The 24725-nt window shown below is 71.2% G+C and carries 26 protein-coding genes; 21 read left to right on the plus strand and 5 right to left on the minus strand.

All coding sequences use genetic code 11. The annotated features are described in order from the left end of the window. The first annotated feature begins 309 nt into the window (after positions 1-309). A complete protein-coding gene (gene dapD / locus TN53_RS34825) occupies positions 310-1299 on the plus strand; it encodes a 2,3,4,5-tetrahydropyridine-2,6-dicarboxylate N-succinyltransferase (protein WP_046262797.1) in 990 nt (329 codons plus the stop codon). Between the two features lie 51 nt (positions 1300-1350). On the opposite strand, the gene TN53_RS34830 is transcribed toward dapD, so the two are convergent. Beyond that, positions 1351-1866, minus strand: a complete 516-nt coding sequence (locus TN53_RS34830) for a hypothetical protein (protein ID WP_046262798.1) — start codon at positions 1864-1866, stop codon at positions 1351-1353. Between the two features lie 139 nt (positions 1867-2005). On the opposite strand from TN53_RS34830, the gene TN53_RS34835 reads away from it, so the two are divergent. Further along, entirely contained in the window at positions 2006-2566 is a 561-nt protein-coding gene (locus TN53_RS34835; protein WP_046262823.1) for a SigE family RNA polymerase sigma factor, read from the plus strand. After that, complete coding sequence (locus tag TN53_RS34840; protein ID WP_046262799.1) at positions 2563-3798, plus strand: hypothetical protein; 1236 nt, start codon at positions 2563-2565, stop codon at positions 3796-3798. The genes TN53_RS34835 and TN53_RS34840 overlap by 4 nt, the downstream gene beginning before the upstream one ends. Here TN53_RS34840 and dapA read toward each other — a convergent pair whose 3' ends face one another. After that, positions 3799-4713, minus strand: coding sequence for a 4-hydroxy-tetrahydrodipicolinate synthase (gene dapA, locus TN53_RS34845; RefSeq protein ID WP_046262800.1), 915 nt, complete (start codon positions 4711-4713; stop codon positions 3799-3801). A gap of 175 nt (positions 4714-4888) precedes the next feature. Between dapA and TN53_RS49220 the strand changes: the two genes are divergently transcribed. The 4 genes from TN53_RS49220 (at position 4889) to TN53_RS34860 (ending at position 6720) form a co-directional block, all read left to right on the plus strand. Beyond that, the gene (locus TN53_RS49220) at positions 4889-5023 is read left to right on the plus strand and encodes a hypothetical protein (protein ID WP_267886584.1); all 135 of its coding nucleotides are present in this window, start codon (positions 4889-4891) and stop codon (positions 5021-5023) included. After that, a complete protein-coding gene (locus TN53_RS34850; RefSeq protein WP_046262801.1) occupies positions 5020-5697 on the plus strand; it encodes a hypothetical protein in 678 nt (225 codons plus the stop codon). The genes TN53_RS49220 and TN53_RS34850 overlap by 4 nt, the downstream gene beginning before the upstream one ends. A 94-nt stretch (positions 5698-5791) precedes the next feature. After that, entirely contained in the window at positions 5792-6202 is a 411-nt protein-coding gene (locus tag TN53_RS34855; RefSeq protein WP_046262802.1) for a phage holin family protein, read from the plus strand. Further along, complete coding sequence (locus tag TN53_RS34860; protein WP_046262803.1) at positions 6199-6720, plus strand: DUF3618 domain-containing protein; 522 nt, start codon at positions 6199-6201, stop codon at positions 6718-6720. The genes TN53_RS34855 and TN53_RS34860 overlap by 4 nt, the downstream gene beginning before the upstream one ends. Before the next feature lie 66 nt (positions 6721-6786). Here the strand turns inward: TN53_RS34860 and TN53_RS34865 are convergent, their stop codons facing one another. Then, positions 6787-7752, minus strand: coding sequence for a YihY/virulence factor BrkB family protein (locus TN53_RS34865; RefSeq protein ID WP_095046894.1), 966 nt, complete (start codon positions 7750-7752; stop codon positions 6787-6789). Positions 7753-7869: 117 nt separating this feature from the next. On the opposite strand from TN53_RS34865, the gene TN53_RS34870 reads away from it, so the two are divergent. The 3 genes from TN53_RS34870 (at position 7870) to TN53_RS34880 (ending at position 9978) form a co-directional block, all read left to right on the plus strand. Continuing rightward, positions 7870-8571 carry an antibiotic biosynthesis monooxygenase gene (locus TN53_RS34870; protein WP_046262805.1) on the plus strand — a complete coding sequence of 234 codons (702 nt, stop codon included), beginning with the start codon at positions 7870-7872 and terminating at the stop codon, positions 8569-8571. A 72-nt stretch (positions 8572-8643) separates the two neighbouring features. Further along, on the plus strand, positions 8644-9240 hold the full coding sequence (locus tag TN53_RS34875) for an ArsR/SmtB family transcription factor (protein WP_046262806.1): 597 nt from the start codon (positions 8644-8646) through the stop codon (positions 9238-9240). Positions 9241-9243: 3 nt separating this feature from the next. Then, the gene (locus tag TN53_RS34880; protein ID WP_046262807.1) at positions 9244-9978 is read left to right on the plus strand and encodes an SRPBCC family protein; all 735 of its coding nucleotides are present in this window, start codon (positions 9244-9246) and stop codon (positions 9976-9978) included. Positions 9979-9989: 11 nt separating this feature from the next. On the opposite strand, the gene TN53_RS34885 is transcribed toward TN53_RS34880, so the two are convergent. After that, a complete protein-coding gene (locus TN53_RS34885) occupies positions 9990-11819 on the minus strand; it encodes an endonuclease/exonuclease/phosphatase family protein (protein ID WP_046262808.1) in 1830 nt (609 codons plus the stop codon). A 286-nt stretch (positions 11820-12105) separates the two neighbouring features. On the opposite strand from TN53_RS34885, the gene TN53_RS34890 reads away from it, so the two are divergent. The 5 genes from TN53_RS34890 to TN53_RS34915 all read left to right on the plus strand — a co-directional run bounded on the left by TN53_RS34890 (position 12106) and on the right by TN53_RS34915 (position 19020). Then, entirely contained in the window at positions 12106-13542 is a 1437-nt protein-coding gene (locus tag TN53_RS34890) for a hypothetical protein (protein ID WP_046262809.1), read from the plus strand. Between the two features lie 198 nt (positions 13543-13740). After that, on the plus strand, positions 13741-15201 hold the full coding sequence (locus TN53_RS34895; protein ID WP_046262810.1) for an alkaline phosphatase PhoX: 1461 nt from the start codon (positions 13741-13743) through the stop codon (positions 15199-15201). Between the two features lie 452 nt (positions 15202-15653). Then, a complete protein-coding gene (locus TN53_RS34905; RefSeq protein ID WP_046262811.1) occupies positions 15654-17234 on the plus strand; it encodes a TROVE domain-containing protein in 1581 nt (526 codons plus the stop codon). Positions 17235-17354: 120 nt separating this feature from the next. Next, positions 17355-17984: a GntR family transcriptional regulator gene (locus TN53_RS34910; RefSeq protein WP_046262824.1), complete on the plus strand. Its 630-nt coding sequence runs from the start codon at positions 17355-17357 to the stop codon at positions 17982-17984. A gap of 19 nt (positions 17985-18003) precedes the next feature. Beyond that, positions 18004-19020, plus strand: coding sequence for a 1-aminocyclopropane-1-carboxylate deaminase (locus TN53_RS34915; protein WP_046262812.1), 1017 nt, complete (start codon positions 18004-18006; stop codon positions 19018-19020). Here TN53_RS34915 and TN53_RS34920 read toward each other — a convergent pair. After that, positions 19017-19952, minus strand: a complete 936-nt coding sequence (locus TN53_RS34920) for a UbiA family prenyltransferase (protein WP_095046895.1) — start codon at positions 19950-19952, stop codon at positions 19017-19019. The two genes, TN53_RS34915 and TN53_RS34920, sit on opposite strands and share 4 nt — an antisense overlap. A gap of 168 nt (positions 19953-20120) precedes the next feature. On the opposite strand from TN53_RS34920, the gene TN53_RS47540 reads away from it, so the two are divergent. Genes TN53_RS47540 through TN53_RS34950 form a run of 6 tightly spaced genes read left to right on the plus strand, consistent with a single transcriptional unit; the run spans position 20121 to position 24713 of the window. Further along, complete coding sequence (locus tag TN53_RS47540) at positions 20121-20441, plus strand: hypothetical protein (protein WP_046262814.1); 321 nt, start codon at positions 20121-20123, stop codon at positions 20439-20441. Positions 20442-20461: 20 nt separating this feature from the next. Further along, on the plus strand, positions 20462-21673 hold the full coding sequence (locus TN53_RS34930; RefSeq protein WP_159038230.1) for an acyl-CoA dehydrogenase family protein: 1212 nt from the start codon (positions 20462-20464) through the stop codon (positions 21671-21673). Next, a complete protein-coding gene (locus tag TN53_RS47545; protein ID WP_046262815.1) occupies positions 21670-22527 on the plus strand; it encodes a hypothetical protein in 858 nt (285 codons plus the stop codon). Before TN53_RS34930 ends, TN53_RS47545 begins: the two co-directional genes overlap by 4 nt. After that, positions 22524-23522, plus strand: coding sequence for a HesA/MoeB/ThiF family protein (locus TN53_RS45870; protein ID WP_052745358.1), 999 nt, complete (start codon positions 22524-22526; stop codon positions 23520-23522). Before TN53_RS47545 ends, TN53_RS45870 begins: the two co-directional genes overlap by 4 nt. Then, a complete protein-coding gene (locus TN53_RS46990) occupies positions 23515-23697 on the plus strand; it encodes a hypothetical protein (RefSeq protein WP_046262816.1) in 183 nt (60 codons plus the stop codon). The genes TN53_RS45870 and TN53_RS46990 overlap by 8 nt, the downstream gene beginning before the upstream one ends. After that, positions 23694-24713 carry a TauD/TfdA family dioxygenase gene (locus tag TN53_RS34950; RefSeq protein ID WP_052745359.1) on the plus strand — a complete coding sequence of 340 codons (1020 nt, stop codon included), beginning with the start codon at positions 23694-23696 and terminating at the stop codon, positions 24711-24713. The genes TN53_RS46990 and TN53_RS34950 overlap by 4 nt, the downstream gene beginning before the upstream one ends. The last annotated feature ends 12 nt before the right edge of the window (positions 24714-24725 follow it).

The following is a 24725-nucleotide window of genomic DNA, read 5'->3' on the forward strand; positions in this document are numbered from 1 at the left end:
CCCCACCAGGGGCTCCGCCCCTTCGACCCCGCTGGGGCTCCGCCCCAGACCCCGATCGGCCCTTAAGGGGCCTCGTCCTCAAACGCCGGACGGGCTGAGATCGCGTGGACCGGCGTCCAGGGGCGCAGCACCTGCGGGTGGGTGGGGGATCGGGACGGCAAACCCTCGTCCTCACACGCCGGACGGGCTGAGATCGCGTGGACCGGCGTCGAGGGGGCGCCCCGTTCCGGCCCAGCGCAGCGGCTCGGTACCTGAGACGGTGTCTTGGCTGGTTGGCCTCTGTGGCTGTGAGGCGGTTAGGTTGCCCTCATGACCGACACGACTGCTTCTCGTACCACCGGCGCCGTGGCCGCCGGCCTCGCCACGATCGCCGCCGACGGCACTGTTCTCGACACCTGGTTCCCCGCGCCCGAGCTGACGGCGGAGGCCGGGCCGTCCGGTACCGAGCGGCTGTCGGCCGAGCGGGCCGTGGAACTGCTCGGTGAGGGTGCCGCGAAGGCGATCGGGTCGGACGCCCGGCGTGGTGTCGAGGTGGTCGCGGTCCGTACGGTCATTTCCTCGCTGGACGCGAAGCCGACCGACGCGCACGACGTCTACCTGCGGCTTCACCTGCTGTCGCACCGCCTGGTACAGCCGCACGGACAGAGCCTGGACGGCATGTTCGGCTTCCTCGCCAACGTCGCCTGGACCTCGCTCGGCCCGGTCGCCGTCGACGACATCGAGAAGGTACGGCTCAACGCGCGCGCCGAGGGGCTGCACCTCCAGGTGACCTCCATCGACAAGTTCCCGCGCATGACGGACTACGTGGCGCCCAAGGGTGTCCGCATCGCCGACGCCGACCGCGTCCGCCTCGGTGCCCACCTCGCCGAGGGCACCACCGTCATGCACGAGGGCTTCGTCAACTTCAACGCCGGCACGCTCGGCACGTCGATGGTCGAGGGCCGTATCTCCGCCGGTGTCGTGGTCGGTGACGGCTCCGACATCGGTGGCGGCGCGTCGACGATGGGCACGCTGTCCGGTGGCGGCAACGTCCGTATCGTCATCGGCGAGCGCTGCCTCATCGGCGCCGAGGCGGGCGTCGGCATCGCGCTGGGCGACGAATGCGTCGTCGAGGCCGGTCTCTACGTCACCGCCGGCACCCGAGTCACCATGCCCGACGGCCAGATCGTCAAGGCCCGCGAGCTCTCCGGCGCCTCGAACATCCTCTTCCGCCGCAACTCGGTCACCGGCACGGTCGAGGCCCGGCCGAACAACGCGGTGTGGGGCGGGCTGAACGAGATCCTGCACAGCCACAACTGACGTCCGGCGTCATGGTGAGCGCCCTTCCGCCGAGTGCGGGAGGGCGCTCCCTCATGTCCGCAGCGTCGTCGCGAACTCCGTCATGGCCGTGAAGTCCTCCTCGCGCAGGCCGAGTCGGGGGTCGACGTGGTGGAGGAGGGCGGGGGCCGGGTGCTGGTCGGTCACGTAGGTGAGGTCTGCCGGGCTCTGCTCGTCGTCGACCCAGGCGAAGGGGCGGCCTTCGGCGTACGTCACGATGGCCTCCGTCTTCCAGTGGATTCCGTCGGGGCGGTGGACGAGCAGGGAGTCGCCGAAGTCGACGTAGGGCAGCCGGGGGAGGCCGATGACCGGGGCGATCCAGCGGTTGGCCGCGTCCATCCAGGTCGTCGCCCAGCACAGGTCGTAGGGGAGCGCGAGGAGGGCCGCGCCGTGGGACGGGTTGAGCCACACGCGCAGGGGGCGGCCCGGTTGCACGGAAGCCCTGATCGTCGTGTAGCCCTCGGGGCGGCGCTCGGCCTGCGCGGCGTACGGGTTGAGGGGGCCGTCGACGTCGAGGAAGAGGAGCGGGCGGGGGCGCGGGCGGCTCATCGGGTCACCGTACGGGAGGGGTCCCGGTGGGTCGGTGGAATTTTCTCGTACGCGCAGACATAGCGGGGTGCGGTTCCGCGCGTCACAAGGGGCACAGGGGGTGGACACAGGGTCCGCCCCGGGGGAAGAGAAGGTGACGATGGATGCCGAAGCGCAGGACAGCTTCCGGGAGTTCGTGGAGCACCGGTCGTCCGCGCTGCTGAAGACGGCCGTACTGCTCAGCGGCGGGGACCGGCACACCGCCGAGGACCTGTTGCAGAACGCGCTGATCAAGGCGGCCGGCCGCTGGCACCGCATCGACGAACCCGAGGCGTACGTACGGCAGATCCTCTACCGGCAGCAGATCAGCCGTTGGCGGTTGAAGTGGCCCAGACGTGAGCTGAGTGTCGCCGAGCCGCCGGAGGGGCGCGCGGACGCGGACGCCTCGTCCGCCGCAGAGCTGCGCCTCGTGATGCGCGGCGCGCTCGCCCGGCTCACCGCGAAGCAGCGCACCGTGCTCGTGCTGCGCTACTTCGAGGATCTGCCCGAAGCCGAAGTGGCCCGCATCCTGGGCTGCTCCGTCGGCACCGTACGGTCCACCGCCCACCGCTCGCTCGCCCGCCTGCGCACCCTCGCGCCCGAGCTGGCCGCCCTGAGCGGTGGCGAGGACGCCCGGCAGCCGTCGGCCCATGACTACACACCCGTGGAGGTACGTCCGTGAACGTCGAGGAACTCGTGCGTGACTCCCTGCGGGAGCTGGCCGTCGAAGAGGCGTCGGCGGGTCCCGGGTTCGCCGACCGGGTGCTGGCCGTCCGCCGGCGTCGCCGTGGTCGTCGGCTCGTGTCGGTCGCCGCCGCCACCGCGGCCGTGCTCGCTGTGAGCGTGGCGGTACCGCTGCTGAACGAGGGGCGGGACGACGTACGTCCCGCACGCGTCACGCAGCAGGACAAGGTCAGCGCCCATCCCGACCAGTCGCCGCCGAGCGACCTGATCGCGGCGGGACGGTCGGCGCTCGCTGCGTACTACACGACGGAGCTCGTGGCGAAGAACAAGAAGGAGGCGACCTACGAGCGGACGTACTGGCTGCTCGATCCCGACACCGGGAAGTACAAGAAGGACACCCGGTGGTCCTTCGTCGCCGTGGCACCGGGCCTGAAGACCGCCGCCGTGCTGGAGCGGACCCTGCCCGCCGACCGGATCGGGCTGCTCGACCTCGCGACGGGGGAGGTCGAGCGGTGGATCCCGGTCGGGAAGGGGGTCGCCGGGCTGGCGTTCTCGAACGGCGGGACCGAGCTGGTCGCCACGACGTACTCCGAGCACCCCGACGCGCTCGACAAGAGCGAGGGCGAGTGGACGTCCATGCACAGGGTGAGCCGGACCGGGTTCCTCCTCCTGGACCTGGCCGGCAGGGGCGGGGGTATCTGGCACCGAGTCACGAGTTCCTCTGCGGGTGGCCGCGCCGACTTCGCCTTCACTCGTGACGACAGGCACCTGTTCGCGGTCGGCGGAGGTCTCAGCACCCTCATTCGGCCGAAGTTCTACGACCTGGCGGGCAAGGAGACCGCCGCGCCCGCGAACGAGAAGCACCTGCGCTGGGACGTGCCCGCACGACTGTCCCCGAACGGCAAGCTGGCCGCTTCCGGCCTGGCCGAGGTGAACGATCCCGCCATCGCCCCGGAATCCGGGAGGACCCTGCCCGGCCAGTCGTACTCCTTCATCAGGGATCCCCTCACCGGCAAGGAGATCACCAAGGTCCGCGGCGCCGAACTGCTTGCCTGGGTCGACGACCAGCGGCTCATCGCCTGGGAGCGGACCACCGGTCATGACGAGCCGTACAAGGACCGGCTCGTGCTGGTCACGATCGGCAGCAGCAAGGTCGTACCGCTGAGTGGCGTCCGTGATCATCCGGAGCCCGACCCGGAGCCGTGGGAGCCCGTCTTCGCCGTGCGCTGATCAGTCGGCGGACAGTTCCTCGTACGCCGCCCGCAGCCCGTCGACCGCATCCCGGCCGGCGGGCAGCAGCGGTGCGCGGACCGGGCCCGCGGGCAGGCCCAGGTCGTTGAGGAGGGCCTTCACGGTGACCGTGCCGGGCAGGCCCGCCGACATCGTCAACTCGATGAGGGGGGTGGCGCGTTGCTGGAGACGGGCCGCCTTCGCCGTGTCGCCCGCGTCGAACAGGTCGAGGACCGCGCGGAGTTGGGCGGGGACGACGTTCGCGACGGTGCTCACATATCCCGCCCCGCCTACCGCGTACAGAGCGAGGTTGTGCTCGTCGCAGCCCGCGTAGTACGCCAACTCCGTGCGGGCGATGACCTTCTGGGCAGCGAGGAAGTCGTAGGAGCAGTCCTTGACCGCGATGATCCTCGGGTGCTCGGCGAGGCGGATCATCGTGTCGGGCTCGATACGGGTGCCGGTGCGGCCCGGGATGTCGTAGAGCGCGATCGGCAGGCCGGTGGAGTCCGCGATCTGGCGGAAGTGCGCCTCGATCGCCTCCTGCGGGGGCTTGCTGTAGTACGGGCTGACCACCAACAGGCCGTCCGCGCCCGCCCTTTCGGCCTCCAGGGAGAGTTCGACCGTATGCCGGGTGTCGAAGGTGCCCACGCCTGCCACGACCGACGCCCGCTCGCCCACCGCCTCCCGCACCGCCCGGACGAGCTGCGCCTTCTCGGCGTCCGTCGTCGTGGGCGACTCGCCGGTCGTCCCGGAGAGCACCAGCCCGTCGCAGCCCTCCGCCACCAGCCGTTCCGCGAGCCGCTGGGCACCGTCGAGGTCGAGGGTGCCGCCCTCGGTGAAGGGCGTGATCATGGCGCAGAGGGCGCGGCCGAAGGGAGGGGCGGGGGGAGGGGTGGAGGGAGCGGAGTACGTCATGGGGGTAGTCTCGACGGAGCCATCGTGAAGCTCCACTTAATTTTTCTGCGAAGTATTGATAAGTGATGCTAAGAAATTGCTGGCGGTGAGCGACGCCGGGGCCCTATGTCCAAATCGGCACTTCATGGGTCACCATGGCCAGGACGGTCATCGGCCCCTGGTCATGGGAGGCGTCATGAAGCTCGGTAAGGCACTCGCCACCGGCGTCGCGGAAGAGCGGCCGCAGGCGCACGAGCGGGAACCCGAACTCGTACTTCCGGAAGAGATCAAGGAACTGAAGGCGCCCGAAGAGGTCCCGGCCGCCCGATGAGGCTGCGGCTTCCGGAGGAACGACCGACGGAGCCGCCGACCGGATACAAGATCGCCCACCCGGTGCTGTCCCACGACGGCACCCGGGCCGGGTTCACCGGTGTGTCGCTGGGCGGCGCGCTGCCGTACGGAGTCGTGGCCGACGCGTCCTGCGTCTACGGCCTGCGGCACCAGGCGCCGCACCGTCGCTGCGACTGCGGCTTCCACTGTGTGCACGACCGCTCGACGGCCGAGGCGCTGCTGTGCACGGCAGAGCATCGGGCGGCCGTCCTGCTCGAGGTGTCGGTCATCGGCCGCTACCTCCGTTTCGAACGCGGCTTCCGCTATGCCCGCCAGCGGATCCGGGTCGCCACCGTGGGCCCCTGCACCTGCGGCACGGTCGCCTCCGCCCTGGCCGACGCCGGCTGGGGCCGCCCTGGCTGGCGCGCGCTCGCGCCCTCGTGTCCCGGGTGTCTGCGGGGCCGTACGTCCGTCTCGCTCGCGTCGTTCGCGCGGCTGGCGGGGGAGGGACTGCGGGTCGTGGCGGGGAGTGCGGCGGCGGTGGCGGATGTCGCGGCCGACGGCCTCGGTGTGCCCGAACTTGCGGCGGAGGCGGCCTTGTTGCAGGCGCGGCTGGATTGGTTCCAGAGCCAGCTGGCGAAGCTGGGGGAGCGTGGGAAGGGCGGGGAGGGCTAGGGGGGACGGTCCGGTCACCGAACTCGCTGAGCTGCGCTTGCGGGGACCGCAACCGGGTACTCGTCCGCTCCGAACCCGAGAGGAGGCGGACACCGTGACTCACTCCACGGCCCCCGGCCCGACCCAGCACTCCGTGGGCGAGCTCGTCGGACAGGCCACCGAACAGCTCTCCCAGCTCGTACGGCAGGAAGTGGCCCTCGCCAAGGAGGAGCTGGCCGAGAAGGGCCGGCGCGCAGGCCGCGGCGGCGGGCTGCTCGGCGCCGCGGGCGCATTCGCCTACGCCGGTCTGCTCGCCCTGGCCGGTACGGCGACCGCCGCGCTCTCGCTGGCGCTGGACGTCTGGGCCGCGGCGCTCATCGTGACGGCGGTGCTGTTCGTGATCGCGGCTGTGCTTGCCGCTCGCGGCCGCGCCCAGTTGCGCCGGGCCGCGCCCCCCACGCCCGAGGAGACCCTCGGCAGCGTCAGGGCCGATGTCGAGGAGATCAAGGAAAGGGCGCATCGATGACGGACAGGACCGAAGCGCAGGGCACGGGCGCCGAGGCCGCCGAGGCGGCCGGCGCCAAGGGACCCGAGGAACTGCGGCGGCAGATCGAGCAGACCCGCGGTCAACTCGGGGACACAGTAGAGGAGTTGGCAGGAAAGATGGATGTGAAGGGCCGCGCGCGGGCCCGGGCGGCTGATCTCAGGGACAAGGCGGGCGCGCTGACCGTACAACTGCGCAGCACCGCCGCGCAGGCCGGTCACACCGTGCACGACAAGGCCGCGGAGGCGGGTCACAAGGTCCACGACACGGCGACGCACGCCGGTCACGGTGTCCATGACCGGACACTGCGGGCGGGCCACGTCGCCCAGGGCAAGGCGTCCGGGGCGGGGCACACCCTGCAGCGGCGGGCGGAGCACAGTGTGCCCTGGCCCGCCCGGCCGGTGGTCCAGGCGGCGGTACGGCATCCCAGGCCGGTGCTGGTCATCGGTGCGGCGCTGGCCGCCGTCGTCGTGGTCTCATGGCGGTACCCCAGGAAGTAGCGGCGCTCGGCCGTGGGCGGCATCCGGGGCCTCGGGTGCCGCCCACAGCCGCGCGCGGCGCCGGCTCTACCGGTCACGGGCTCCGCGCCTCGCCCGCAGGCTCGCCGGCCACTTACGGGTGTCCCGGGGCTCCACATAGGGCTCGTCGGCAGGCTCGTGCTCGCCGGAGGTGATCGCCCGCTCTCGGGCCAGTTCGGCGTCGAACTCCAGGCCCAGCAGGATCGCGAGGTTGGAGAGCCAGAGCCAGACGAGGAAGACGATGGCGCCTGCGAGGGTGCCGTATGTCTTGTTGTACGAGCCGAAGTTGGCCGCGTAGACGGCGAAGCCCGCGGAGGCCGCGAGCCAGATCAGGGTGGCGAGGCAGCTGCCGGGGGAGATCCAACGGAAGCCGCGGCCGCGGACGTTGGGGGCGGCCCAGTACAGCAGGCCGATCATCAGCACCACAAGGATCAGCAGGACCGGCCATTTGGCGATGCCCCACAGGGTGATCGCCGCGTTCCCGAGCCCGATCGCCGTGCCCGCCCGTTCCGCCAGCGGGCCGGTGAACACCACGATCACCGCGCTGGCGGCGAGCATCAGCATCAGGGCCACGGTCAGGATCAGCCTGAGCGGCGTCAGTTTCCACACCGGGCGGCCCTCGGGGAGGTCGTACACCGCGTTGGACGTACGGATGAACGCGGCGACGTAACCGGACGCGGACCACAGCGCGGCCAGCAGCCCGAGCACCGCGAGGACGCTCCCCGTGCCTCCCGTGTCGCTGAGCTGCACCACCGCGTCCCGCAGGATGTCCCGCGCCGGACCCGGGGCCAGGTCCCCGATGTTGTCGAGGATCCTGTCCGTGGCGCTCTGCCCCACCACCCCCAGCAGGGACACCAGCACGAGCAGCGCGGGAAACAGCGACAGCACGCCGTAGTACGTCAACGCGGCGGCCCGGTCGGGGAGTTCGTCGTCCTGGAACTCCTTCACCGTGCGCCGCAACACCGCCCGCCAGGAACGCGCCGGCAACTCGGAGGGACTGTCCTTCTCGTCCATGACCAGGCGGGTCTCCCGAAATTCCGTGGCCAAGCACGGGCTTGACCTGAATCTTGGTTGAGGTTGGAGGGTGGGGCGCACACCGATCGCGAGCGATCACGAGTGAGGGAGTCCGCCATGACCCGTCGTACCGACGACCACCCCGACCTGACCGACCCCCGTGTCGGCGCCCCCTTCTTCAGCACCTGGCGCGTGGGCGGCCCCGAGCGGCAGCGCGACGCGGTCGAGGTCATCGCCCGTACCTGGGAGCGCAGGCCCTGGCCGACCCCCGATCTGCGCTCGTACCACGTCTACACCGGCCATGACACGAGCACGCTGCTCCACCACTCGCAGTGGGCGAGCGAGGCGGCGTACGAGGCCTTCGTCAAGACGCACCGGCAGGAGCGGGTCGACGAGATCGACACCGCCGTGCCCGGCATCGAGCGCCTGTGGCTCGGCCGCTACCGGCGCTACCGCAGCGGCGTCCGGGAGGGTGACACACGGGTGCCGGGGTGCATCGTGATCGTCGACGTGGAGTTCGAGGGCCCCGATCCCGATCGGCAGCGTGCCTGGGTGGACGCCGTCTTCGAGGCGCTGGAGAGCGAGCCGAACCCGCATCCCGGAGGAATCTCCGGCCACTTCCACCTGAGCACCGACGGCACCCGGGTCCTGAACCACGCCGGGTGGGAGAGCGCCCAGGCCCATGTCGACGCCATGGCCGCACCCGGGGACGGCATCGGCTCGGCGAGCGCCCTCTGGGAGCGGGTCCAGACCTGGCCGGGGCTCAAGAGCAGCACGGTCAGCCGGTACGACCACGCGCTGGGGCTCGTACCCGACTGACCGGTGAGGGTGGCCGCCACCGAACACTCTTCTCTCCTGGACAAAAAAAGTTTTCGGTGAGACGGTGGACGCATGCTGGATGTGACCGTGATCGAGGACCCCGAGGCCGCAGCCGTCTCACTGGACCCCATAAGGGCCAGGCTGCTCGCCGAGCTCGCCGCCGGACCGGCGTCGGCGGCGATGCTCGCCGGCAAGGTCGGGCTGCCCCGGCAGAAGGTGAACTACCACCTCAAGGCGCTGGAGCGGCACGGCCTGGTCGAGCTGGCCGGGGAGCGCCGTAAGGGCAATGTCACCGAGCGGCTGATGCGGGCGACGGCCGCGTCGTACGTCATCTCGCCGCTCGCGCTCGCCTCCGTGCAGCCGGACCCGGACCGCTTCCGCGACCAGCTCTCCGCGCGCTGGCTGCTCGCGCTCGGCGCCCGGCTGGTGCGGGACGTCGGGCAGTTGATCACGGGTGCGGCAAAGGCGCGCAAGGGGCTCGCCACTTACGCGCTGGACGGCGAGGTGCGTTTCGCCTCGGCCGCCGAACGGGCCGCGTTCATCCAGGAGTTGACGGCGGGAGTCACCGCGCTGATCCGCAAGTACGACGCCCCGGATTCCGAGGGCGGCCGGGACCATCGGATCGTCGTGGCGGTCCATCCCACGCTCAAGCAGACCGAGTTGGAGTAGATCATGTCCAAAGAGTTCGAGATCGTCCGCGAGTTCGAGGTCGACGCCACCCCGCAGCAGGTGTGGGACGCCGTCACCACCGGCACCGACGGCTATCTGTGGCCGATGGAGCCGCCGGAGCCCGAGGTCGGCGGCAAGGGGCCCTTCGGGTCCACCGTCACCGCCTGGGACCCGCCCCACCGCTACACCAACCGGGTCGGGAACGTGGAGGGCATCTCCGAGCAGACCATGAACCAGCTCGACTACACCGTCGAGCCGCGCGACGACGGCCGCCGCGCCTGGGTGCGGTACGTGCACAGCGGCATCTTCGTCGACGACTGGGACAACCAGTACGACGGCGCCGCCAAGCACACCGACTTCTATCTGCACACCCTGCGCGAGTACCTCACCCACTTCGCACCCCGGCCCGCCGCCTTCGCGACCTTCGACGGACCTGAGGCGTCGAAGGCCGCGGACGCGCTGGAGGTCGTCGGGCGGGCACTCGGGGTCGGGGCGGACGTGGCCGCCGGGACCTCGGTGAGGGTCCATGGGCCCGACGAGTTCGACGCCGTCGTCGACTTCCGCAACCCCTACTTCATCGGGCTGCGCACCGACCGGGGGCTCACCCGGATCTTCGGGCGGAACAGCTGGGGACACCCGGTCGGCATCTCCCTGCACGACTTCACGCCGGGTGACGACATCAAGGAGTGCGAAGCCGCCTGGCAGGACTGGCTGAACGGAGTGTTCAACCAGTCCTGAGCCCAAGGGACTTACGGCTGGAAACGCAGCACCTGCGGGTCGTGGTCGCTGATCTGGTCGTTGAACTCCGAGTTGACGTGCACGCTGTCGTACTCGAAGTCGCAGGACTTCCGGATCGAGGGGCTGACCAGGATCTGGTCCAGGACCTGGGCGTTGCCCTGGTAGACGTACGAGTAACGCTCGCTCTTCGGCAGCGACTTGATCGCCGACCAGAGGGCGCCGTCGGTCTCCAGGATCTTGGCGGTGTCGGAGAACTCGAAGTCGTTGATGTCGCCGAGGGCGATGACGTCCGCGTTCTTCTGGGTGGCCAGGACGTCCTTGACGAACGCGTTCACCGCGGTCGCCTGGAGGTGGCGCTGGGTCTCCGAGCTGCGCGGCACCGGCTGGTACTGCGAGGTCAGACCGAAGTCGCCGCCCTTGGAGTTGAAGTGGTTGGCGATCACGAAGACCGTCCTGCCACGGAAGGCGAACTCGCCGACCAGCGGCTTGCGGCTGTTCGCCCAGGCCGCGTCGGTCGGGTCGATACGGCCCGGGGAGACCGTCAGGGCGGCCTTGCCCTTCTCCTTGGTGACACCGACGGCGGTGGTGGCGTCGCCGCCCGCGCGGTCGGTGAAGGAGACCCGCTCCGGGTTGAAGAGGAACACCTGGCGGATGTTGCCGCCGGGCTCGCCGCCGTCGGTGCCGTTCGCCGGGTCGATGGAGCGCCAGTCGTACGCCGGGCCGCCCGCGGCGACGATGGCGTCGATCAGCTTCTGCACCGTCTGGTCGGCGGCGACCGTGCCGTCGTTCGTCGCGCCGTTGTTGTCCTGGATCTCCTCCAGGGACACGATGTCGGGCGACTGCAGGTTGTGCACGATCGCGGCGGCGTGCTCGGCGAAGGTGTTGTCGGACGGGTCGAGGTTCTCGACGTTGTACGTCGCGACCGCCAGCTCGCCCTTCTTCTGCTTCTCGGTCGTCTCACGGGCCACGCCGGCGCTCTTCAGCGTGCCGATCGTGTTGGCGACGAGGGTGTAGCCGCCGAACTGGTTGTAGTCCAGCGGGCCGGAGGTGGCGCCCTCCAGGACGTCACCGACGTTCGCCTTCGGGAAGGCGGAGGTCGCGCCGAGGGACTGGATCTGGATGCGGCCCGTGTTCTGCGAGTCGTAGGAGCCGTAGACCGTGCCGCCGCGGCGGCTGGCGTTCTCGCGCGGCTTCACCGTGACCCAGAGCTCGGTGTACGGGTCGGTGGCGCCGGTCACGCGGGCGTCGGCGACCTGGACGTTCTCGCCCTCCAGGGACTCGTAGTAGTCCAGGGCGTACTTCGACGGCTCCAGGGTCAGGCCGTTGACGGAGTTGCTCGCGGCGCTGTCGCCCGCCGGGGCGTACGCGGCCGGGACCGACTTTGCGCCGATGACCTTCGCGGCCGGGACGGCGTTGCCGCTGGAGACGACGGTGAACGTCGGCTTGGTGATCTCGGTGATCGACTGGTTGCCGGAGGCGGCGCCGGCCGGGACGAACTCCGAGACCGTGCCCGACACCGTGACGAGGTCGCCGACGGCGACGCCCTTCGGGGTGGAGCTGGTGAAGACGAAGACGCCCTCACTGGTGGCCGGGTCGGCGTCGGCGTTCGGGTCCTGGATCCAGAAGCCTCTGGAGGAGCCGTAGGTGCGGATGCCGGTGACGATTCCGGACACATCCGTGACGGCCTTCCCCGCGTACGGGGATATGCGCGTGGTGCCCTGAATGTCATGGATGGCCACGGAGTCCGCGTGCGCGGGAGAGGTCAGGACGATGGTGGACGCCGCGGAACAAACGGCGGCGACGGTGAGCGCGGCGAGGCGCGCAGAGGACTTGCTCGGCAACGGGATCCCTCCGGGGACGTGCATAGCGCCGGGACGAGGGTGAAACGTGTGTGGAGCCGAACCGGTGGGGCGGTGCGACGCGCGTAGAAAATTACAGTGAACACATGTCCAGCAGATTTCTACGCGCGTAATCTCCTGCCTGGTCAGGCCACTTGTCAAGGTTTCGGCCATGTACGCGGCCCGACGGGTAGATGAACCGGGCGGCATGGGTGGAAATCCGTCTAGGCTGAGCGGCTGAGTGATTCAGCCGCTGAGTCGTACGACGCGTCTCTAGGAGAAACAGCCGATGTCAGACAGCTCCCCCCTGCCGCCGGTGCGGCTGCATCCCGAAGCGGAGCTGGCGCGGGACGCGCTGTCCACGCCGTTGCTGTCCCGGGCCGCCCGACTCGCCCGCTGGGCCGGCCCCGACACCCGCGTCGGCGCCGGCGGCGAGCTCGTCGAGGAGCAGCTGCCCGCCGCCGCCGAGCTGCTCGGCCTGACCGGGGACGACGCCGCCGCCTGGGCGAGCGAGGCCTGGCGGGTCGCCGTCGACACCGGGCTCGTCGAGATCACCGACGAGGAGGAGGGCACCGTCGCCGCGGGCGAGGAGCTCGCCCTGCTCACCGCCGGCACACCGCACGACGTGCTCGCCGTGTGGCAGACGGCGCTGGAGACGGTGCTCGCCGACGCGAGCGTGCCCGACCTGGACGACCTGATCGAGGCGGTGAACCCGGACGAGGGGATCGGGGAGATCGACTTCTCCTCGCTGGACTGGGACCCGGAGGCGGAGGCCGAGTTCCTCGACGGCGTGCTCGGCAACCTGTACCTGCTGAGCGTCAACGAGGAAGGGCCCGGCGACGGACCCGTGCCGCTGCCCGCGCTCGCCGCCTCGATGATCGTCCCCAACGACATGGGGGAGCCCACCAACGACGTCCTGGAGCAGGTCTCCGACGCGATGATGCGCCTCGACGACCAGTTCCGACTCCTGGAGCCGGTCGGTCTGGTCGAGTACCAGCCCGTCGACGAGGCGCTCATGGCCGACGCCGACGAGGAGCCCGCCGCCCCGGTCGACGACACCGACGTGTCCCGGTACGGCATGGTGCGGCTCACCCCGCTCGGCCTGTACGGGCTGCGGGCGCGCTTGATGGAGGCCGGATTCCCGGCGCCCGCCGTCGGGGACCTCGCCGACAAGGGCGCGGACGCGCTCCTGGACGGCACCGCCCACTTTCCGCCCGCCGCCGCGCAGGCCGAGACCGAGCAGTGGCTGGCGCGGCGCGAACCCCTCGCCGCGGCACGGGAGTTGCTGGCGGCCGCACGGGGCGGGGACGCCGGGGCGCCACTGCGCAGGCTGCGGTGTCAGCAGGCGTTGTCGCTGGTGGGCGCTACTGCCGAGCCCGCCCTGCGGGACGTGCTCGATGACCCGGAGCTCGGAGGTCTGGCCCGGGTCTGGCTGAGCGAGCAGGGCGCTTCCGACGTTCCGCCGCCGTCCGAGTCGATGATCTTCTGGCTGACCGTGGACACGGTTGCCGCGCAGCTCGCGGCCGAAGGCAACTCCGATGAGCTGAGGGCACTGGTCGAGGGGCTGGCACAGCAGCACAGCGGGTTCTTCTCGGCCGCCTGGCGGGTGGATCACCCGGCGACCGCGGATGTGCTGGAGGCGATGGGGCGGCTGCATCCGGACAAGAAGATCGCGAAGGAAGCGCGGAAGGCGGCCTTCAAGGCGCGTTCCCAGCAAGGGAATTGAGCCCGTCGCGACTCACGGCAGGCGTGGGTCGCGACCGTCAGAAGGTCTCTTGGTTCCTGTGGGCGAGGGCTTACGGATTCACGGAAGCGAGCCGGGGGAAGTCGCCCGGCGTTCAACCCCCGTTCAGACGCGGGCGGGACGGTGGCGCCGACCCGAGGTCCCCCACCCTCCAGGCCACCCACCGTCACAGGAGACACCATGTCGCTCACCCGCAGGGACTTCGCCGCGAAATCGGCGCTCACCGGCGCCGGGGTCGCACTGGCCGGCAGCGTCGGCGCCCTCGCCACCGCGCCCAACGCACTCGCGGCCACCGACATCGAGAGCCAGGGAGCACAGGCCGCAGGCGGCCACGGCCACGGCCACGGCGGTGTCGGCTACGGGCCGCTGATCCCCGACCCCGACGGCATCCTCGCGCTGCCCGCCGGATTCAAGTACCGCGTCATCACCTACAGCGGGAAGACCAAGCTGGAGTCCGGCGAGATCACCCCCTCCAACCACGACGGCACGGCCACCTTCGCGGGCCCCCGCGGCACCACCCTCCTCGTCAACAACCACGAGCTGAAGGGCCCGCGCGCCAACTGGAAGTACCCCGTGCCGCTCACCGAGGGCCTCGTCTACGACCCCGCCGCGTCCGGCGGCTGCACCGTCGTCGAGGTGCGCCCCGACGGACAGGTCGCCGAGTGGGTCGGCATCGCCGGCACCTCCACCAACTGTGCGGGCGGCAGCACTCCTTGGGGCACCTGGCTCACCGGCGAGGAGACCGAGGACAAGGCCGGCCAGAACGGCATGACCAAGGACCACGGCTACGTCTTCGAGGTCGACCCCGCCGACCGTCGCGCCAACCGCCACCCCGAGCCCGTCAAGGCGTTCGGCCGGTACGCCCACGAGGCGGTCGTCATCGACCCCAAGCGCGGCCACGCCTACCTCACCGAGGACGCCTCGGGCCCCAATGGCCTGCTCTTCCGCTGGACCCCGCCGGAGGGCTTTTGGCACGGCCGCGGCAAGCTGCGCACCCTCGCCGACGACGCCGGCGTCCTCCAGGCGTTCAAGTGCTTCGACTCCGGCGGCAAGTTCGTCGACGACCTCTCCCGCGCCACGAAGACCGGCACGGTCTACGGCGTCGACTGGATCGACGTCCCCGACCGCGACGCCAAGACGGTGCCCGTCCGCAAGCAGTTCACCGACGGCCAGGTCACCCGCGCCCGCAAGCTGGAGGGCATGTGGTGGGGCGACGGCGGTACCTACATCGTCTCCTCCTACGCCCGTGACGAGAGCCCCGTCCAGCACGACGGCCAGGTCTGGTTCTACGACCCCAAGCGCCGCACGCTCACGTTGAAGGTCCTGCTCGGCGTCAACCCCGACCCCTCCAAGGACGGCGCCTTCGACGGCCCCGACAACATCACCGTCTCCCCCTACGGCGGCCTCGTCATCGCCGAGGACGGCGAGGGCGTCCAGCACCTGTTCGGAGCCACCGACAGCGGCCGCACCTACCCCATCGCCCGCAACGAACTCAACATCGGCACCGAAGACGAGCCCGAGTACAGCGAGTTCACCGGCGTCACCTTCTCGCCCAGCGGCCGGACCCTGTACGCCAACATCCAGACGCCCGGAATCATGCTCGCCATCACCGGACCCTGGAAGCGGCAGAAGCGCGGCTAGTTAATTCGCTCGCCCGTCCCGCGGCCGCCCTCCTAAAGTGGTGCATGTCCAGGTGCGAAGGCAGGACCTACTTCCACTCTTAATGGGGAGGCCGCGGGTTCGAATCCCGCCACCGGTACCACGTGCCGGTGTAGCTCAGAGGCAGAGCACCTAATGTCGGTTCCGCCGACCTGAACTCTGGACACCACAACTTCATGCACCTCCCGGTGCGAAGCATGTGATCTCGGGGAGGCGCAGCTCAAGGTGGGTGCCCGGTGCGCAGGCAGCGGATACTTCGGGAACTGGTGGGGGCGAGTCCCTCGTGCGGGTTCGAATCCCGTCATCGGCCCAGGGCCGGTGTGGCGGAACGGAAGACGCGCCAGTTTATAGTCACCGCAGCCGACTTCGAACTCGGACACCCTCCTTTTGTTGCGCCTCCCTCCGAAACGACAATGAATTCGGGGGAATTCACCATGGCGCGATTCAACAAGAAGGCGGCACGAGCTCAGCCCACCTCGCGTGTCACCTCCACCGGACGAGTACTCCGGTCGTACGAGGGCGGCCGCGGGCATGAGCGGGACGCGCGTTCCGAACTCTTTCTGCTGGCGATCGCCAACTTCGTCTCGCAGCAGACCTTCTACGAGTCCGGTGCCGCCCGCGACGACCGTTACGTACGCCTCGTCCGGCAGCTCGCCGTCGAGGACCCCGCGTGGACGGCAGGCCTGCTCGGCTGGCTGCGCGGCGCGGGCAACCTCCGTACGGCCTCGATCGTGGGCGCCGCCGAGTACGTCAAGGCACGCCTCGACGCGGGCGTCACCGACGGCCCGGCCAACCGGCAGGTCATCGCCTCGGTGCTGCGGCGCCCGGACGAGCCCGGCGAACTGCTCGGGTACTGGACGGCGACGTACGGCCGCGCGGTGCCCAAGCCCGTCAAGCGCGGTGTCGCCGACGCCGTACAGCGTCTCTACAGCGGCAAGTCGCTGCTGAAGTACGACACCGCGTCCAAGGGCTACCGCTTCGGCGACATCCTCAACCTGGTGCACGCGGCACCCGACGCGGACAAGCCGTGGCAGGGCGAGCTGTTCCGGTACGCGCTCGACCGCCGGCACAACCCGGACACGGCCGTGCCGCCCGCGTCGAACACCGTGCTCACCGCGCACCGCGAGCTGATGGCGCTGCCGGTCGAGCGGCGGCGTGCGGTCGTCACGTCCGAGGGCGGCGCCGAGCGGCTCGCGGCGGCCGGGATGACGTGGGAGGCGCTGGCCGGATGGCTCCAGGGCCCCATGGACAAGGCGGCCTGGGAGGCCGTGATCCCGTCCATGGGTGCCATGGCGCTCGTCCGCAACCTGCGCAACTTCGACCAGGCCGGTGTCTCGGACGAGGTCGCGGCCCAGGTCGCGGCGCGTATCAGCGACCCGGCCGAGGTCGCGCGGTCGCGGCAGTTCCCCTTCCGGTACCTGGCCGCGTACCAGCACGCGCCCTCGCTGCGCTGGTCGTACCCGCTGGAGCAGGCGCTCGGCCACTCGCTGGCCAATGTGCCCGCGCTGGCCGGCCGGACGCTGGTCCTGGTCGACCGTTCGGGCTCGATGTGGGCGCGGCTGTCGGACCGCTCGGAGCTCAACCGGGCCGACGCGGCGGCGATCTTCGGTGCGGCGCTGGCGCTGCGGGCCGAGCAGGCGGACCTCGTCGAGTTCGGCACCACGAGCCGGAACCTGGCGTACGACAAGGGAGAGTCGGTGCTGAAGATCCTGGGCCGCTTCGGCGACCTGGGCGGCACCGACACCACCTCGGCGGTCCGCGCGCACTACCGGGGGCAGGACCGGGTGCTGATCGTCACCGACGAGCAGTACACGTTCAACCGGCACGGTGACCCGACCCAGCAGGTCCCCGCCCATGTGCCGGTCTACACCTGGAACCTCGCCGGCTACCGCGCGGGCCACGGCCCTTCGGGCAAGGCGAACCGGCACACCTTCGGTGGTCTCTCGGACGCGGCTTTCCGGATGGTGCCGCTGCTGGAGAGCGCCCGGGACGCCGACTGGCCCTGGGTGGCCTGACCGGTGACCAGCGTGGCCCGCACTTTCACGGGGAGTGCGGGCCACACCCTTGTCCGGACTCCTGACCGTGCTCTTGTCCGCCGCGCGGATTGACATCTAACATTTCAGTTTGTGGAAGCCATACCGCGCACCCTGCTCAGGGACCGCGCCTACGAATCCATCCGGGACGCCATCGTCGCCGGTGAGCTCGCACCCGGCGCGGTGGTGCGGGACGCCGATCTCGCGGAGCGGCTCGGGCTGTCCCGGGCGCCGGTGCGGGAGGCGTTCTCGCGGCTCGTCGACGAGGGGCTGCTGGAGAGCAAGCCGCAGAGCTATACGCGGGTGACCCCGCTGATGGCCGGTGAGGTGCGGGACGCCGCGGCCGTGGTGGGTGCCATGCACGAACTCGTCACCCGGGTCGCCGTGCCCCGGCTGTTCGCCGCGGACGTCGAGACGATGCGCACCGCCAACCAGCGGTTCGCGGCGGCCGTCGCCTCGGGCGATGTGGACGCCGCCCTCCAGGCCGACGACGAACTCCACGACGTCCTCGTCCGCGTCAGCGGCAACCGCGCCGCGGCCGCCACCGCCGCCCGCTACACCCCGCTCATCCGCCGGCTGGAGCGACGGCGCTTCGGCGAGGGCGGCGCCTGCCGTTCCACCGGGCTGCACGAGCGGCTCATCGAGGCCTGCGCGGCCGGTGACGTGGACGAGGCGGTCCATGTCACGGCCGAGATCTGGCGCGGCCTGGCCGAACTCGCCGACCGCGACTGAACCCGTCCCGGGAGGACCCATGTCCCTTTCCTCATACGACCGTTACCCGCTTCTCTTCGGTCCGTCGCCGGTGCATCGGTTGGAGCGGCTCACCGCTCACCTCGGCGGCGCGGCGATCTGGGCCAAGCGCGAGGACTGCAACTCCGGGGTGGCGTACGGCGGGAACAAGACACGCAAGCTGGAGTATCTGATCGCCGACGCCCTCGCGCAGGGCTGCGACACGCTGGTCTCGATCGGTGGGGTGCAGTCCAACCACACCCGTCAGGTCGCGGCCTGTGCCGCCCGCGCGGGGCTCAAGTGCGTACTGCTGCAGGAGAGTTGGGTGGACTGGCCGGACGCCGTGTACGACAAGGTCGGCAACATCCTGATCAGCCGGCTCGCCGGGGCCGATGTGAGGCTGGTGAAGGCCGGGTTCGGGATCGGGTTCAAGGAGAGCTGGGAGCAGGCGCTCAGGGAGGTCGAGGAGTCGGGCGGCAAGCCGTACGCCATCCCCGCCGGCGCCTCCGACCATCCGCTCGGCGGCCTCGGCTTCGCCGGGTGGGCGTACGAAGTCGCCGAGCAGGAACGGGAGTCGGGGGTCTTCTTCGACACCGTGGTGGTGTGCTCGGTGACCGGGTCCACCCAGGCGGGGATGGTCGCCGGGTTCGCCGCCCTGGAGGAGGCGGGCGGACGGCCGCGCCGGGTGCTCGGCATCGACGCGTCCGCGAAGCCCGCCGCCACCCGTGAGCAGATCGCCCGGATCGCCCACGGCACCGGGCAACTCATCGGGGTGAAGCGGGAGTTGACCGAGGCGGACATCGAGCTGGACGACCGGTACCACGCGGGCGTCTACGGCATCCCCGACGAGACCACCCTCGCGGCGATGCGGCTCGCCGCCCGCACCGAGGGGATGGTCACCGACCCCGTGTACGAGGGCAAGTCGATGGCAGGCCTCGTCGACCTCGTCGAACGCGGGGAGATCGGACCCGACTCCACCGTGCTCTACGCTCACCTCGGCGGCCAGCCGGCGCTGAACGCCTACAGCGCGCTCTTCTAGGCCCACAGCAGCCCGGCGCCGAGCATTGTCAGGTTGGCGGCGTACTGCGTCACCATGAAGGCCCGATAGGGGCCGCGTGCGGCCTGCCGGTCCGCACCCCCGTCGACAGGGCGCAGACAGCGCGCGCCGACCCAGGCCGCCCCGACCACGAGCGGCACCACTCCCGCCAGCGCCTCCGGCGCCCACAGCAGCGCGGCCGCCACCGAACCCCCGCCGACGAGGGCGGCCCCGCCGACGGCGAAGCGGCGTGCCGCGCGCGACCCCCGCCGGACGGCCAGGGTCCGGCGCCCGCCCACGGCGTCGCCGCCCGCGTCGCCGAAGTCCTTGACGACGGCCCCGACCAGCCCCATCCACAGCGACATGGCCGTCGCGAACACCGCCACGCCCGCGTCGATGCCGCCGCCGGCCTGGGCGCCGGCGCCGTACGCCGTCAGACCCAGGCCGGTGACCACGACGGCGCAGGGCAGGCTCCGGCGCTTCGCGGGCCAGGGCGGCGCGGAGTAGACGTAGCCGAGCAGCAGGAACGAGGCCACCCAGGGCGTCGAGCGCGGGGTGGCGAGGGAGAGCGCCAGGGACGCCGCGGCGAGGAGTCCGGTCGCGCCGGCCGCCCAGGCGAGCGGGAGTTTCCCGCTCGCGATCGGGCGTCGCGATCCATTGGCCCGGTCCTCCGTCACATCCATCACCCCGTTGAGCAGGTAGACGGACAAAGTCGCGCACAGCCAGCCGAGCGCACCGACGGGAAGTCGCCAGGAAAGGGACGCTGAATCCCCGGTGAAGAAAGCACCGACCAGAAAGCGCAGCAGGAACACGACCTGAACGACGGGTCGGGCTTCGCGAAAACACCACCACGCGGCGCGCGTGACTCTCAAGGCGGCCCCCTCCCAGCTGGACAGTCGTGTGCACAGTACGGCAGCGGCCGGTACGGATCGCATCAACTCCGGCCGGTGGTCCGGTGGTTGCGACCAAAGTTGTAGACGGCTGCTACTTCGCTGGTCCGTTGGGTTCAGAAACGTTGATCGGCTTCCCCGGCCGCGTCAGGCTGATGCAGGTCAGCTCAGTCCTGTTCGGGAATGCGGAATTTCCATCGAAGGGTTTTATCGATGTCCCTTTCATCGGCGCATGTCACCGAGGCCGTCGCGGCCGCTGCGGAGAAGTCCCCGGAATGGCGCGCGGCCGGCGCCACCGTGCGGCTGGTCCTCACCGACCTCGACACGGAGGTCACCCTCGACGCCGAGGGCAGGCCGACGACCGAGGAGCCCGCGCAGGTGCTCCGCGTCAGCTGGTCCGACCTGCGGGACCTGACCGCGGGACGGCGCAGCTTCCTGCGCACCGTCACCTCCAAGCGGCTGTCCGCGCGCGGACCGGTCATGCAGACCTTCGCCGTCGGCCAGGCGCTGGCCACCCTCTCGCTCGACCACTGACCCCGTACGAGGAGACTTCCGTGACGACGTTCATCCAGCCGACCGCCGACCACCCCTCCCTCCAGAGCCACGAGGCGCATGCCGTGCGGGAGACGACCGCATTCGCGCGGGACGTGGTCGCTCCGGGCGCAGCGGAGCGCGACTCCGTCGAGAAGGGCCAGCTGGACTGGGAGACCGTGCGGGCCGGACACGCCCTGGGCCTGACCCGGATGGCCATGCCCCGGGAGCTCGGCGGCCTCGGCCTCGGCGAGCTCGGTGTCTGTCTGGTCCTGGAGGAACTGGCCGCCGCCGACCCGGGCATGGCCCTGGTCTTCGGTGCCACGGGACTGTTCCAGACGCCCCTGCTGATCTCCGGGGACACCGCGCTCCAGGAGAAGTACCTGCCGGCGTTCCTCGGCGACGACCCGGTGCTGGCCTGCAACGCGGTGGCCGAGGAGCGCAACGGCACCGATCTGGTGCTGCCGCAGAAGGCCCCCTACGCCCAGGACATGACGGTCGCCCGCCGCACGGACGACGGCTACCTCCTGACCGGAACGAAGAAGTACATCACCAACGCGCCCGTGGCGACCTACGCCACCGTCATGGCGAACCTGGAGGGCTCTCCCGGCTCCACCGGACTCACCTGCTTCGTCGTCGAGCTCGAACAGGAGGGCGTCACCCGGGGCACCGTCCACGACAAGGTCGGCTACCGCACCGCCCCCGCCGGTGAGCTCGTCCTCGACGGCGCCCGGGTCCCGCTCGGGCATGTCATCGGGGACGAGCACGGCGGCTGGGACCTCAACGAGGCGGTGGGCAACCTCACCCGCGTCACCTGCGCGGCCGTCGCCACCGGCATCGCCCGGCACGCCCTGGAACGGGCCATGGCCTGGGGCCGGGAGCGGCACCAGGGCGGCCGGCCGCTGTACGAGCACCAGATGTCGGCGCGCAAGTACGCGGACATGGCGGCCCGGGTCTCGGCCTCCCGCGCCCTGTACCTGGACGCCGCTCTCAAGGCCGACAACAGCCTTCCCACGCCCGCCTACGAACCGGCCGTGGCGAAGCTCGTCGCCGACCGCGCCGCCATCGACAACGCGGACGCGGCGATGGCGCTCATCGGGGCACAGGCCTTCCAGCGCGAGGACGGCATGGACCGGGTGCTGCGCGACGCCTACGGCCCCCGCATCTACGAGGGCAGCCCCGAGGCGCTCGCCCTGGTCATCACGGGCGAGCTGTTCGACGCGGTGCTCCAGTGACCGCGCTCGTGGAGAGCCTCCTCGCCGACGACGGCGCGGTCCGGCTGCCCGGCCTCGAGGACGCGCTGACCGGCGAGCCGGTCTTCCGGGACGTCAGCCCCGAGGGCCTGCTCACCGTCACCGTGCGGGGCGCTCAACTGCCCGCGCCCGTGCTGGAGAAGGTGTTCCGGTTCCGGCTCGTGCAGTATCTGCGGCGCGGCTGGGTCGACCCCGCCGGGCTCGCGCGTCGGCGGCTCACCCACGAGCCGTACGACGAGGGGGCACTGCGGGACGTGCACTCGCTGTGCGTGGAGGCGGACACCGGCCGGCTGCGCGGCTACGCCTCCCTCGTGGCGCCCCGCGACCCGGCCGGTCGGCGGCTCGGCGACCCCGACCACCTCCCCTTCGTCGTGGAGCGGGACTACGGTCTGCGGCTGGCCGACCACCTCGGCCCCGACACGCCCTCGGCGGCCGTCCGGGAGGGCAAGCGCCTGGTCCGCGACCACGCCATGCGCCGCAGCCCGGCCGCCCTCTCGGTGTCGTGGTGGGTGCTGCTCGGCTGGGCCACCGCCTGCCTGGAGGTGCTCGCGAGCCCCGCGGCCGCGGTGGTGGGGGACGGCAAGAAGCGCGTGACCATCAACCAGCTGCGGCTGCTGGGCTTCCACACCCGCACCGTGGACGCCGAGCCGCTCCCGCCGGACCCGGCCGACCTGTTCGCGCCCATGTGGGACCAGACCGAGCGCTCCCAGCCGTTCCTGCTCACCGACGGCGGGGCCCTGCGCCCGACCCTGCGGGTTCTGCACGAACTGCTCGCCTCGGGGCAGGCCGAGGCCGCCCGCACCCGACTCGCCCAGTTGACGGAGGCCCGACCGTGACCGTGGAAGACGTCGCCACTCCCGAGGAAGCCCGCAAGCTGGACCCCGCCGAGTTCTACACCTGTCTCACCCAGCGCAACCGCGGCCTGGTCCGCGCCGACCTCCAGTCCCGTATCGCCAGGACCCGGCTGCTCGTCGCGGGCTGCGGCTCGATCGGCGGGGCGACCGTGCAGCCGCTGGGCAGGATGGGCTACCAGCACTTCACGCTGGCGGACGTCGGCCGGTACGAACTCAACAACCTCAACCGGCAGTCGGCGACCGTCGACGACCTCGGACGCAACAAGGCGGAGGTGGGCGCCGAGGCGCTGCGCGCGATCAACCCGCATGTCCGGGCGCGCGTCGTGCCCGAGGGCGTCACCCGGGACAACGCCGAGGAACTGGTCCGCGAGGCCGACGTCATCGTCGACGGGGTCGACGTCACCACGCCCGCGGGCCTGGTGGCGAAGGTCGCCCTGCACGAGGAGGCCTGCCGGCAGGGCAAACCGCTGGTCACCGCCTGGGACCTGGCCGGCACCCTCGCCGCCCAGACCATCGACTACCGCACCGTCCGGCAGATCTTCGACGGCGAGATCGACCCCTCGGACCTGGACCGGCTCGACACCTGGGAACTCATCTTCCGGATCGTCCCGCGCGGCCACATCCCCGGCGAGATGTACCGGGAACTGCGCGACGGGCTGCGCCGGACCGACTACAGCGTGCCCCAACTCGTCGAGGCCGCCACCCAGTTCGGCTCGCTGGCGGTTCAGATCGTCAACCAGCTGGTGGCCGGCCGCGGTACCCCGCGGATCGTCGCGGTGGACGTCCACCAGGTCACGATGACGCCCGCCCGCCGGATCGCCGACCGTCTCTCGCGCCACTGGGAGCGGGCGCTCTTCCTCGCCACCCTGCCCACCCGTCAGGCCTGGAACGGATTCACCCCCGCGGCGGTGTACCGGGCCGCTCGGCAGGTCACCGGACGCGCCACCGGCACGGCCGGGAGCGCCGCCGGTGCCTGACGGCGAGCGTACGGCGGCCGCCCCGGGCCATCCCGCCGGCGGGCCGGCGCTCCTCGACCGCGACCTGGTCGCCCTCGGAATCACCGACCTCATCCGTCTCATCCACCACGTGGCGATAGCCCAGGCACCGGTCGAACCGCACCTGTCGACCAGACAAGCAAGGGAAACCACATGAGCAAGGACTTCTCCTACACCGACCTCCGACCGGCCGGCATCCCGCTGACCGGTGCGCAGACCCGGCACCTCGCCGGGGCGGCACTGCGCATCGCACGTGCCTACGACGGCCGTTCACTGCACGACGACGAGTTGCTGCACGAGGTCGAGCTGGCGGCGGTGGCCCTCCCGGCGACCGTACGCCGTGCCCTGATCTCCTTCCGGGACAAGGGCAACCCGGCCGGCTGTCTGCTGCTGACCGGCCTGCCCCTCGGCCAACTGCCCGCCACCCCGAGCCAGGTGGCGGACGAGCCGGAATGGGCCCGGGTGGGCGTGCCGACCCTGGTCCAGCTGATGGTGATGTCGGTGCTCGGCCGTGCCATCTCCTACAGCGACGAGAAGAACGGCCGCCTCATCCAGGACGTCAGCCCCAAGGCGGGGGAGGAGACCCGTCAGGAGAACAGCGGATCGGTCCTGCTGGAACTGCACACCGAGGACGGCTTCCACCCGAACCCACCGCACTTCCTGAGTCTGATCTGTCTGCGCGGCGACCCCGCCGCGGCCACCGTCACGGCCGGGATCGGGGACATCCTGCCGCTCCTCGACGAGGCCACCGTGACCGCCCTGCACCGCCCCGAGTACGCCATCCGCTACAGCAGTTCCTTCGTCGGCGACACCAGGACCCAGGTCACGACCGACCCGATGCCCGTCCTCTCCGGCTCCGGCGGCTGCCCGAACCTCTGCGTCGACTTCCACGCGACCGTCGCCCGCACCCCGCGGGCCCAGGAGGCGCTCGACCACCTCAACGAGGCCATGCTGCGCTCCCTCAAGGGCACCACCCTGCTCCCCGGCGACCTGGTCGTCGTCGACAACCGGCGTGCCGTGCACGGCCGGAGCGCCTTCGCCCCGCGCTACGACGGCCGGGACCGCTGGCTGCGCAGGTGCTTCGCGCTGGCCGACCTGCGCCCGGTCGCCGGCCATCTCGGCCGGGGCCGTAGCCACAAGCCCATCACCGTGGCGGTGCCGGCCGCCGGCTGACCGCCACGTCGT

The sequence above is a fragment of the Streptomyces sp. WM6386 genome (assembly GCF_000972385.1).
In the GTDB taxonomy this organism is placed as follows: Bacteria; Actinomycetota; Actinomycetes; order Streptomycetales; family Streptomycetaceae; genus Streptomyces.